At 70.4% G+C, this 10810-nt stretch carries 12 protein-coding genes; 2 read left to right on the top strand and 10 right to left on the bottom strand.

Annotated features, from left to right (window positions below; translation table 11 throughout):
• Positions 1–460: 460 nt before the first annotated feature.
• The 6 genes from ACLJQF_RS47805 to ACLJQF_RS47780 form a co-directional block, all read right to left on the bottom strand.
• Entirely contained in the window at positions 461–1672 is a 1212-nt protein-coding gene (locus ACLJQF_RS47805; RefSeq protein WP_410617253.1) for a L,D-transpeptidase, read from the bottom strand.
• Between the two features lie 103 nt (positions 1673–1775).
• Positions 1776–2645, bottom strand: a complete 870-nt coding sequence (locus ACLJQF_RS47800; RefSeq protein WP_410617251.1) for a patatin-like phospholipase family protein — start codon at positions 2643–2645, stop codon at positions 1776–1778.
• Between the two features lie 17 nt (positions 2646–2662).
• Positions 2663–3310 carry a DedA family protein gene (locus ACLJQF_RS47795; RefSeq protein ID WP_410617250.1) on the bottom strand — a complete coding sequence of 216 codons (648 nt, stop codon included), beginning with the start codon at positions 3308–3310 and terminating at the stop codon, positions 2663–2665.
• A 44-nt stretch (positions 3311–3354) separates the two neighbouring features.
• Positions 3355–4356 carry a lipoyl synthase gene (lipA, locus tag ACLJQF_RS47790; RefSeq protein ID WP_410617249.1) on the bottom strand — a complete coding sequence of 334 codons (1002 nt, stop codon included), beginning with the start codon at positions 4354–4356 and terminating at the stop codon, positions 3355–3357.
• Between the two features lie 24 nt (positions 4357–4380).
• The gene (locus ACLJQF_RS47785) at positions 4381–5331 is read right to left on the bottom strand and encodes an oxidoreductase (protein ID WP_410617248.1); all 951 of its coding nucleotides are present in this window, start codon (positions 5329–5331) and stop codon (positions 4381–4383) included.
• Positions 5332–5349: 18 nt separating this feature from the next.
• Positions 5350–5871, bottom strand: coding sequence for a hypothetical protein (locus ACLJQF_RS47780; RefSeq protein ID WP_410617247.1), 522 nt, complete (start codon positions 5869–5871; stop codon positions 5350–5352).
• Positions 5872–6002: 131 nt separating this feature from the next.
• On the opposite strand from ACLJQF_RS47780, the gene ACLJQF_RS47775 reads away from it, so the two are divergent.
• Complete coding sequence (locus tag ACLJQF_RS47775) at positions 6003–6614, top strand: TetR/AcrR family transcriptional regulator (RefSeq protein WP_410617245.1); 612 nt, start codon at positions 6003–6005, stop codon at positions 6612–6614.
• A 5-nt stretch (positions 6615–6619) separates the two neighbouring features.
• A complete protein-coding gene (locus tag ACLJQF_RS47770) occupies positions 6620–7555 on the top strand; it encodes an LLM class F420-dependent oxidoreductase (RefSeq protein WP_410617244.1) in 936 nt (311 codons plus the stop codon).
• A 108-nt stretch (positions 7556–7663) separates the two neighbouring features.
• Here the strand turns inward: ACLJQF_RS47770 and lipB are convergent, their stop codons facing one another.
• From lipB to ACLJQF_RS47750, 4 genes are read right to left on the bottom strand one after another with little or no spacing between them, the layout of a single operon-like run.
• The gene (gene lipB, locus ACLJQF_RS47765) at positions 7664–8407 is read right to left on the bottom strand and encodes a lipoyl(octanoyl) transferase LipB (RefSeq protein ID WP_410617243.1); all 744 of its coding nucleotides are present in this window, start codon (positions 8405–8407) and stop codon (positions 7664–7666) included.
• On the bottom strand, positions 8404–9027 hold the full coding sequence (locus ACLJQF_RS47760; RefSeq protein ID WP_410617241.1) for a phosphatase PAP2 family protein: 624 nt from the start codon (positions 9025–9027) through the stop codon (positions 8404–8406). The genes lipB and ACLJQF_RS47760 overlap by 4 nt, the downstream gene beginning before the upstream one ends.
• Complete coding sequence (locus ACLJQF_RS47755) at positions 9024–9899, bottom strand: TIGR01777 family oxidoreductase (RefSeq protein ID WP_410617239.1); 876 nt, start codon at positions 9897–9899, stop codon at positions 9024–9026. Before ACLJQF_RS47755 ends, ACLJQF_RS47760 begins: the two co-directional genes overlap by 4 nt.
• The gene (locus ACLJQF_RS47750) at positions 9887–10804 is read right to left on the bottom strand and encodes a serine hydrolase (RefSeq protein WP_410617238.1); all 918 of its coding nucleotides are present in this window, start codon (positions 10802–10804) and stop codon (positions 9887–9889) included. Before ACLJQF_RS47750 ends, ACLJQF_RS47755 begins: the two co-directional genes overlap by 13 nt.
• Positions 10805–10810: the final 6 nt, after the last annotated feature.

The following is a 10810-nucleotide window of genomic DNA, read 5'->3' as shown; positions in this document are numbered from 1 at the left end:
CCGGAAGCTAAGCCTGACAGCGCCGATGGTACTGCAACCGAAGGGTTGTGGGAGAGTAGGACACCGCCGAACTTAACATGAAGGGAAGGGCCCCGGTCGAGACGGAAACGTCTCCCGGGGCCCTTTCCCCATTTCCCCTCCCGGGGCCCCGTGTCGACCCTCCATTCACGCGTGTCGACCCTTCAATCACGCGTGTCGTCCGTCCAGTCACGCGAGATGCCTCCCGGATCACGTGTGATGCCTCTGGGCGCTCGCCGCCGGCCCGGGCCGGCCCGGATCTCACGTGATCAGACCCGCAACTCACGTGACTGGGAAGGCATCACACGTGATTGGGGAGTCGACACGCGTGATTGGACGGACGACACGCGTGTCTGGCGGGGTGGCTTGTGGGCCGGAGACATGAAGAAGGGGGTCAGGAGCGGAGCTCCTGACCCCCTTTTCCCGGGAGGGCGGAAGTGAGTTACTTGATGGCGGAGCCGGCTTGCCAGTCGGGCCAGGACTTGGACCAGTCGCCGTAGAGGTCCCAGACCGGGAGCTGGGGGCCGCCGGAATTGGTGACCTCGACGACGTCGCCCAGGCCCATGTTCTGGAAGAACCACTGGGCGTTCGCGTCGTTCAGGTTGATGCACCCGTGTGACACGTTCGAGCTGCCCTGCTGGCCGACGCTGTTCGGGTTTTCGTGGACGAACTCGCCGTCGTTGGAAATGCGCTCCGACCACTTCTCGTTCGACCGGTACGCCTTCGGGTCCGGCGGGCAGACGCCGTACGTGCACGAATCCATCGTGTAATTGGCCTGTTTGTCCGAAATCACGTGCGCGCCCAGGTGGGTCGGTGTGGCGTCCTTGCCCATCGAAATCGGCATCGACTTGACCATTGCGCCGTTGTGGAAGATCTGCATCTGCTCGCTGTTCCCGTCCGCCTTCGCGATCCAGGAATCGTGCACCTTGTACGTCTCCGTACGGTCCTCCGCGCCGAACACCCCGCCGCCGAAGTCGACGCCGTAGATCTTCGCCGTCACCTTCAGCGTCGTGCCGGCCTGCCAGTACGCCTTCGGTCGGTAGTGGACGTTCGAGTCGTCGATCCAGTACCACCCGCCGTCCTGCTTCGGGGTCGACTCCACCGTCAGCGCCTTCTCGACCGCGGCCTTGTTCTTGACGGCGATCTTGCCGAAGCTGAACACGATCGGCTGGCCGACGCCGACGCCCGTGCTCGCCACCGCGGACGGCGCCGGGATCAGGTTGGCGTTCGCCTGCTTCTTCGGCGACAGCGTCGTGATCTGGTTGTCCTGCTCGATCGGCTTCCCGTTGGCGCCCTGCGCGTGCGCGACGATCTTGTACGTCGAGCCGTAGCCGAGCGGCTCGCTGGACGTCCAGCTCGACCCGTCGGCCGCCAGTTTCCCGGCGACTGCCTTCCCCTTGGCCGGGTTGGTCACCGTGACGTCGAGGAGTTTCCCGTTGGCCGCCTTGACGACGATCGGCGTCGCCGGGCTCACCGCTGTGCCGTTCGCGGGCTCGAACGTCACCGCGACCGGCGTGTCGGACGGCGCGGCGGACCCGGACGCCGGGTCCCCGCCGGCGGGGGAACCGCCGTCGTCACCGGACGAGCAGGCGGACAGCAGCAGTGCTCCGGCGAGGATTCCGGCCACCGAAAGTAAAATCTTCTTGGGGAGCATATTGTCTCTTTTTGGGAATTGGGATCGGCGGGCATTCGTCATCAAAACTACGCGATAGCGATGACGTTCTTGCCGGCGGATCGGTGCATCGGCGTGACGTGGATCACGTGATGACGAGGCCTGGTGCGCCGTACAGCCCGGGCCCGTTCACGGAAAGCGCGCCGAGGTACTCGCGTGCCGCCGTGTACGCCTGTTCCGCCAGTGCTTCGGTGTGCCCGAAGTCCAGCGGGTTCACCCGTACCGGCGCCGGTCCCGGCAGGTAGACCACCGGTACCGAAGCGGCCGCCAGCGGCGCTTCCAGTACGGCCTGGTTCCGCATGCTGATCATCGCGGTGAACATCATCACCTCGGCGAACGTCCGCGGCGCGCTCGGCAGCTTCCCGGGGAACGCGCAGTCGAGCACCACCAGCGACTTCGCGCCCATGGCCAGGGCCTGCCGCATCGGCACGTTCGCGACGAGCCCGCCGTCGTACAGCAGCCGCCCGTCGTGCTCCACCGGCGGGAAGATGCCGGGGATCGCGCAGCTCGCCAGCAGCGGCTCGAGCAGGCGCCCGGAGCGGATCAGCAGTGGCTCGGCCGTGTCGACCTGGGTCGTGACGACGCCGAGCGGCAGTACCAGATCCTCGAAGCGCGTCGAAGCGCCGAGGTGGTCGGCGATGATCCCGGCCAGGCCGGTGTTGGGGAACAGGTGCGTTCTGCTCTGGGTCAGCGTCCGGACGCGGCTCAGGACCCCGCCGGGGAATGCCTCGGCCCGCGTCATGTGCGCCCAGATGGCGTGCAGCCGCGCGAGCGCGTCGGTGCCGGAGCGGGCCAGCACGGCGGCGTTGAGCGAACCGACCGACGTCCCGGTCACGATGTCCGGCGTGAGTCCGGCCTCGGTCAGGGCGCGCAGCATGCCGACCTGCATGGCGCCGAGGCTGCCGCCCCCGCCGAGGACGAAGCCGACCGGCCGGGGGAGATCTTCGAGACTCATACCGCCGAATGTAGTACTCAGGGCACGCGTTCGGGCTCCCGCTCGGGCGCGGCCAGGGTCTTGCGCTTCTTCAGTCGCAGGAGGAAGAACACCGCGACCGCGGCGAGCACGCCGACCACGATCAGGCCGCCGGTGTTCAGCGCGCCTTCGATGCGCTTCGCGGCTTCGCCCAGGGCTGCGCCGATGCTGATGTGGATCAGGGACCAGCAGAACGCGCCCGCCGCGGCGGCCGGCAGGAACTTGCGGAACGGCAGCCCGGACGTCCCGGCCGCCGCCGGCGTCAGTGTCCGGATCACCGGCAGGAACCGGGCGAAGAACACCGCCCAGGCGCCTCGGCGTTCGAGAACCGAGGTCGCCTTGTCCCAGCCTTCGAGGCCGTACTTGCGGATCAGCTTCGTCTCCCGCAGGCGCGGCCCGAAGCGGCGGCCGATGAGGTAGCCGAGCGCGTCGCCCGCTGTCGCGCAGAGGGTGACGACCAGCCACAGGACGAGGAACCGGGGGACGGTGTTCGCCGTCGTCGCGGCGATGAGCAGCCCGGATTCGCCGGGGGCCAGGAAGCCAAGCCCGATCGTGCACTCGGCGAACACCAGGCCGCCGGTCGCAGCGACGAGCCCCGGTTCCGGGAGTCCTTGCAACCAGCTGAGGAGGTCCGAAACCAGGGCCATGCCGCCACTTTACCGATCCTTTAAGGATGGTGGGGTGACGTGCGTCACCTCGCCAGGAGCGACGCGGCTTCCTGAGCTGCGGGTCCTTCGGTGGCCAGGTGCTGCAGGTTTTCGGGCAAGACCTCGCCGCGGTGGGCCTTGGTCTGGGCGTACAGGCGCCCGGCGCGGTAGGAGGAACGCACCAGCGGCCCGGCCATCACCCCGGCGAAGCCCATCGCCTCCGCGGCGCGAGAGTGCTCGACGAACTCCTCCGGCTTGACCCACCGGTCCACCGGGTGGTGCCGCGGCGACGGACGCAGATACTGCGTAATCGTCAGAATCTCGCACCCGGCATCGACCAGGTCCTGCATCGCCGGCGCCACTTCGTCCGGGGTTTCGCCCATCCCGAGAATCAGGTTGGACTTCGTCACCAAACCGGCCTCACGCGCCGCCGAGATGACTTCCAAAGAGCGCGCGTAGCGGAATCCGGGACGGATGCGCTTGAAAATCCGCGGAACGGTTTCCACGTTGTGCGCAAGAACCTCCGGCCGCGAACCGAAAACCTCCGCCAGCTGGTCGGGATCGGCGTTGAAGTCGGGAATCAGCAGCTCCACGCCCGTGCCCGGGTTGAGAGCGTGAATCTGACGCACGGTCTCCGCGTATAGCCAGGCGCCACCGTCGGGCAGGTCATCCCGCGCGACACCGGTCACCGTCGAGTACCGCAAGCCCATGGCCTGCACCGACTCGGCGACCTTCCGCGGCTCCGAAGTATCCAAGGCGGCGGGCTTACCGGTGTCGATCTGACAGAAATCGCACCGCCGGGTGCACTGGTCCCCGCCGATCAGGAAGGTGGCTTCCCGGTCTTCCCAGCATTCGTAAATGTTGGGACAACCAGCCTCTTCACAGACCGTGTGCAGACCCTCGCGGCGAACCAGACCCTTGAGTTCGGTGAACTCCGGCCCCATCCGCACCCGCGTCTTGATCCACGGCGGCTTCTTCTCGATCGGCGTCTCGCTGTTGCGCACCTCGAGACGCAGCAGCTTCCGGCCTTCAGGCGCAGCACTCACACGTCAACCGTACGCCCGTCCGGGCTAAGCGGGATCGGGGGTGACGCCGGTCAGCTTCGCCGTGACGTCCCACAGCGCGGCCCCCAGTGACTCGCTGCGGGCGGCGGCCAGGGGACGCCCCTTGACCGGGTTGCCGCGCGTGCCGCCAAGGCCGCCCGGGACGATGTAGTCGCCGCTTTCGACGCTGTCCGCCGTGGCCGCGTACAGCTGCGGCAGCGCGCCCTGGCGGACGTTCTGCGCGAAGAGGGCCTCGCCGATCCGGTGGCCGCCGGCGATGACCGCGCGGACGACCGCGTTGGAGTAGGAGCGCGCCATGCCGCTGCCGAGGCCCGTTGCGGTGTACCCGGGATGGGCGGCGATGCTGAGGACGTCGTCGCCGGCCGCGCGCAGCCGGCGGTCGAGTTCCATGGCGAACACCTGGTTCGCCAGCTTCGACTGCCCGTACGCGGTCGCCGGGTTGTAGCGGCGGTGCTCGGCGTTGGGGTCTTCGACGTCGATCCGGGCGCCGGTGGCGGCGATGCTCGACAGCGCGACGACCCGGGCGTGCCGTCCGCCGCGCAGGGCGGGCAGCAGCAGCCAGGTCAGCGCCGCGTGCCCGAGGTGGTTGGTGCCGAACTGCAGCTCGAACCCGTCGGCCGTGCGGCCGCGGGCGGTGGCCATCACGCCGGCGTTGTTGACCAGCACGTCCAGCGCGTCGCCGGTGCGTTCCCGCACCGACGCGGCGGCCGCGCGCACCGAGGCGAGCTCGCTCAGGTCCAGTGGGATGAGCTCGGGTTCGGCGCCCGCGGCGGCCGCTTTCACGATCTCGAGTGCCTTTGCTCCGCGTTCGGCGGAGCGGCAGGCGAGGAGCACGCGGGCCCCCTTGCCCGCGAGCACCTGTGACGTGCGCAGCCCGAGCCCGGAGTTCGCTCCGGTGACCAGGACGGTCCGGCCGCTCTGGTCGGCGATGTCGGCTTCGGTCCAGCGCGATGTCATGCGCTTACTTAACTCCGTTTACGCACTCGGCGCGAGCAACCGGCGAAGGTGTCCGATCACGGGACGGCGACGAGTGGTCTCCGAGCGGTTCGCGCGCAGCAGCGCCTCGAACGCGTGACCCACCTTGACGATCTCGTCGGCCGGTTCGCGCGGGTCGGCCAGGCCGGCCGTGACGGCGAGCATGCGCAGCTCGCCTTCGTGCATCCGGCGCAGCGACGCGTGCCGGCCGTACGCGCCGTCGAGGACCGCGCGCAGGTCGGCGTGCTGGTCGACGGCGGCGCGCCAGGCGCGGGTGACGGCGTCGACGTGGTCGCCGAGGCCGTCGGCGTCGTCCGGGTCGGCGACTTCGGAGCGCAGGCGGCCGCTGAGCGTCCGCGTCCACTGGTACTGCAGGGCGGTGAGGACGTTTTCCTCGGTGCCGAAGTGCTCTTCGGCGCCGGGCACCTCGTCGAGCGGCAGTGGCGCGCCCGGGTTCCGGGCGGCCAGGCGGACGGTCGCGTCGAGGATTTCCTGACGCCGGTAGAAGTCTGTCCAGCTCATCGTGTGGCTCCCCTTCCGTGGCCCGGGTCATACCGCGGGTCTGCGGCATACTCCCGGTACGGACCTGACGCGCTGAACATACCATGAGTATGGAGAGCTGCTCCGGGCGTAAAGTTGTGAAGGTGGCGACAATGAGGTCCAGACGACTCGACTACTCCGAGTCGACGCGGTCCGCGCTGGTCGACAGCGCGGTCGAACTGTTCACCAAGCGGGGGTACGCGGGGACCTCGCTCGACGAGATCGCCAAACGGGCCCGGGTGACCAAGGGCGCGCTGTACCACCACTTCAGCGGCAAGCAGGCGCTGTTCGAAGCCGCGTTCGACCAGGTCGAAAGCCTCGTCTACGACCGGCTCGACAAGATCATGACCGGCGAGGGCACGCCGTGGGAACGGGCGCTCGGCGCGCTCAACGCGTTCCTCCGCGCCTGCCTCGACCCCGCCTACCAGCGGATCGCCATCCACGAGGCGCCGGTCGTGATGGGCTGGGAACGCTGGCGCGAGGCCGAGGAGCGGTGCAGCTTCGGGCTCGTGCGGTCCGGCCTGCAGTCGCTGATCGACGCGGGTGAAGTCGAGCCGGTGCCGGTCGAGGTCACCGCGCGGCTGCTGTTCGGCGCGCTGTCGAGCGCGGCGACCGAAATCGCCAGTTCGCCCGACCCGAAGAAGGTCAGCGCGGAGATCGAGGACGTGATCGTCCGCATGCTGGTACGGCTGCGGCGCACCGAGCCGGATGTCTCGATAGGCTGATCTTCGTGGACTTGAGGATCTTCACCGAGCCCCAGCGGGGGGCCAGCTACGACGACCTGCTGCGCGTCGCCAAGGCGACCGAAGCCGCCGGGTACGACGCCTTCTTCCGCAGCGACCACTACCTGAGGATGGGCTCGGCCGACGGCCTGCCCGGCCCGACCGACGCGTGGATCACCCTCGCCGGCCTGGCCAGGGAGACCAGCCGGATCCGGCTCGGCACGCTCGTCACCGCGGCGACGTTCCGGCACCCGGGGCCGCTGGCCATCTCCGTGGCGCAGGTCGACCGGATGTCCGGCGGCCGGGTCGAGTTCGGCATCGGCGCCGGCTGGTACGACGCCGAGCACGAGGCGTACGGCCTGACGCTGCCGCCGCTGAAGGAGCGCTTCGACCGCTACGCCGAGCAGCTCGAGATCGTCACCGGGCTGTGGAAGACGCCGGTGGGCTCGACGTACTCCTTCAAGGGCGAGTACTACACGCTGACCGAGTCGCCGGCGCTGCCGAAGCCGGCGCAGTCGCCCGCGCCGCCGGTGATCATCGGCGGCGGCGGCAAGAAGCGCACCCCGGCCCTGGCGGCGCGGTTCGCCGACGAGTTCAACCTGCCGTTCGCCGACACCGAGACGGCGGCGGCCCAGTTCGCCCGCGTCGAGGCGGCCGCGGCGGAGATCGGCCGCGACCCGAAGGAGATCCTGCGGTCGGTCGCCCTGGTCATCGGCGTCGGCCGCTCCGACGCGGAGGTCGCCCAGCGGGCGTCGGTCATCGGGCGGGACGTCGACGAGCTGCGGGCGAACGGTCTCGCCGGGTCGCCTGCCGAGGTCGTCGACCGGATCGGGCAGTGGCGGGAGAAGACCGGGATCACCCGGGTCTACCTGCAGCTGCTGGACCTCTCGGACCTGGACCAGCTCGACCTGATCGCCGCCGAGGTCGCACCCCAGCTGGACTGAGCAGCCCCCGTTTCCCACGCTACGGGACGGGCCCGACAGTTCCTGAATCGTTGTTCGTGAAGGCCACCTTGAGGAAGTTCAACTTCCTCAAGGTGGCCTTCACGAACTTCAGTTCTGGAGGGCGAACGTGACGCCTGGCGCCTTCGGGGCCTCCGGGCGGGGGAGCCAGCGGTCCTCGCTGACCGGGAGTTCGCCGTCGAGGGCCGCCGACACCGCGTCGCGAGCCAGCGGCAGGACCGCCTCGACCGACACGTCCCGCCGGAGCTCGTAGGAAAGGGACGTCACGCCGGCGTCGCGGATCCCGCAGGGGACGATCGAATCGAACGCCGCCAGGTCCGCATTGCAGTTCAGCTCGAAGCCGTGCATCGTCACGCCTCGCTGGACGCGGATGCCGATCGCCGCGATCTTGCGCTCGATGCCGCGGTCGTCGGCCGGGATCCAGACCCCGCTGCGGCCCTCCACGCGGCCGCTCGTCACGCCGAGGGAGTCGCACACGTGGATCAGCGCCTCCTCCAGGCGCCGCACGTAGTGGACCACGTCGATCGGGTCGGCGAGCTTCACGATCGGGTAGCCGACCAGCTGGCCGGGGCCGTGCCAGGTGATCTTGCCGCCGCGGTCGACGTCGATCACCGGGGTGCCGTCGGTGGGGCGGTCGGCCTCCTCCGTGCGCTTGCCCGCCGTGTACACCGACGGGTGCTGCAGCAGGAGCATCGTGTCCGGTGCCGTGCCGTCCGCGCGTGCCGTCAAGAAGCCCCGCTGGAGTTCCCAGGCTTCGGTGTAGTCGATCGTGCCGAGTTCTCGGACGTCGACGGGCTCGGTGCTGGCGCGGCAGGAAGTGCGGGAAGAACTCACCCGTCGAGGCTACGCCCGTCACCCGGGGGAAGCAGCCGCAAGGCGCAGGCTGAGAGCAGCCCGACACCGGTCACCGCCAGCACTGCGCCGATCGTGTCCGTCACCCAGTGCACGCCGAGCACGACGCGGCAGGCCGCCGACAGCACCACCGCCACCGCGACGGCCGCCGCCACCCGCCGGACCAGCCGCGGCCACAGCCACGCGCACAGCAGGAGCAGGACGAACCCCGTGCTCGCCACCGACACCACGTGCCCGCTCGGATAGCTCAGGTCCGGGTAGTCGCGCGGACGCTGCCGCAGGAAGACCGGCTTGGCCGCCAGGCTGGTCAGCCGGCACAGCACCAGCACGACGGCGAGCCGCACGCACAACCCCGTGTGCTGCCGGTACCGCAACGCCAGGGCGAGCAGCGCCATGCCGAGCACGTACGGGAGCACCGGGCCGAGGATGTCACTGCCGATCGCCGCCACCCGCCCGAGTGGCTGCGTGTAGACGCCGTGGAGGGCGTTCGCCACCTGGACGTCGAGGGTCAGCGGATGCCGGGCGACCCCGAGCCCGAGCACCACGAACGCCGCCACCAGCGCGAAACCGATGACGAGCCGGCGCTTGAGCGGGACGGTCATGCCGCGGCGAGCGCGCTGTCCAGCGTCCGGTGCCGGAACTCGTAGCCGGACCGCTCCAGCACTGCCGGGACGGCCCGCTGCCCGAACAGCGCCATCTCCTCGCCGGCTTGGCCGAGCACCGCCTTGAGCGCGATCCCGGGCACCCACCACGGCGCGGGCCGGTGCAGCGCGCGGCCGACGGCACGGGTGAACTCGGCGTTGGTGACCGGCTCGGGGCCGGTCAGGTTCACCGGCCCCGACACATCGTCGTGCGTCAGGACGTGGACGATCGCGCCGACTTCGTCCTCCAGCGCGATCCACGGCATGTACTGGCTCCCGTTGCCGAGCCGCCCGCCCAGGCACAGCGCGAAGAGCGGGCGCAGCGTCCCGTACAGGCCACCCTTCGCCGACAGGACCAGGCCCGTCCGGATCCGCACGACCCGGGCGTCCCCGGCGCTCGCCGTCGCCGCTTCCCAAACGTCGCACAGCTCGGCGAGGAAGCCCCCGCCACGGGGCGCGGACTCGTCCACAGTGGACGCGCCGGCGTTCCCGTAGTACCCGACGGCGGACGCGTTGACGAGCACGCCGACGCCGTGTTCGGCCACGGCTTCGGCGAGCACTTCGGTCGGCTCGACCCGGCTGTCGATGAGCTGCTGCTTGCGCATCGCGCTCCACCGGCCGGGGAACAGCCGCCGGCCGCCCAGGTTCACCACGGCGTCGACACCCTCGAAGGCGCCGCTCGCGATGGTGCCCGACGGCGGGTCCCAGCGGAATTCGCCGCCTTCCCGCGCTTCCCGCCGCACCAGGCGACGGACCTCGTGGCCCTCGCGCCGCAGGCGTTCGCCCAGCGCCGACCCGATCAAGCCGCTCGCTCCGGCGATCAGTACTCGCATGCTTCGATCGTGGCCCATCCGGGTCGCAGGCGCACGCCCAGGTCCCCCGCGAAAGCCGGGAGGTCGGACAGGATCGCCAGGCCGAACGTGTGCAGCGGGACGTCGGGGAAGCCGGTGCCGGTGTAGAACATCGCGATCGTCGCGCCGTCCGCCGACAGCCCGAACCCGCGGCTGCGCGGCAGGGCACCGCCCTTGAACAGCGCGGTGCCGCCGAGCTTCCGGCGCGCGAGCGCGACGGCGGGGGAGCCGGCCGTGGCCAGGTGGCGGTGGAAGGCGTACAGCTGCGACGCCGTACCCCGGGCCGTGCCCTGTGTCCACGCCCACTCCGCCTCGGCGGAGATCGGCTCGCCGCGGACGCGGTCGAGGACGTCCCGCCGGAACCCCGGATCCCTGGTGAACCGCCCGGTCAGGTCGGGTTCGCCGGGGAAGTACGAACGCAGGGTCTCCCCGCAGAACCAGCGCATATCCGGCTCGGGCCAGCCGCCGCTCGCCGCGGCGGCCCGCAGGGCGTCGTCACCGAGCCGGGCCCGGAGGTAGTCGGGGGCCGCGTTGTCGCTGACGGAGATCATCGCCGTGGCGATCGTGTCGAGCGGGACGAGCTGCTCCGGGTCGCGGGCAACGCCGTGCTCGTCGCAGTCGATGCCCAGCGACGTCAAGGCTCGCAGGTGCGCGCCCGCGCCGACCGGGCCGTCTCCTTCGAACGGGTGCCAGGCGTCCCAGTCACCGACCCGGACGGGTTCCGCCGGATCGAGCCCGCCGGCCACCGCCGTCGTGTAGGCGAGCAGGTGGACGACCTTGATCGTCGAGGCCAGGACGCGCGGCACGTCGGCGTGGTGCGCCAAGTGGTGCCGGCCGTCATCCGCCACGATCGAAACGTCGTCGCGATGCTCCGCGAACCAGGTCATCGCGCC

This window comes from Amycolatopsis sp. lyj-109, assembly GCF_046548995.1.
GTDB lineage: Bacteria > Actinomycetota > Actinomycetes > Mycobacteriales > Pseudonocardiaceae > Amycolatopsis.
This window is presented reverse-complemented; position numbering and strand designations above follow the sequence as displayed.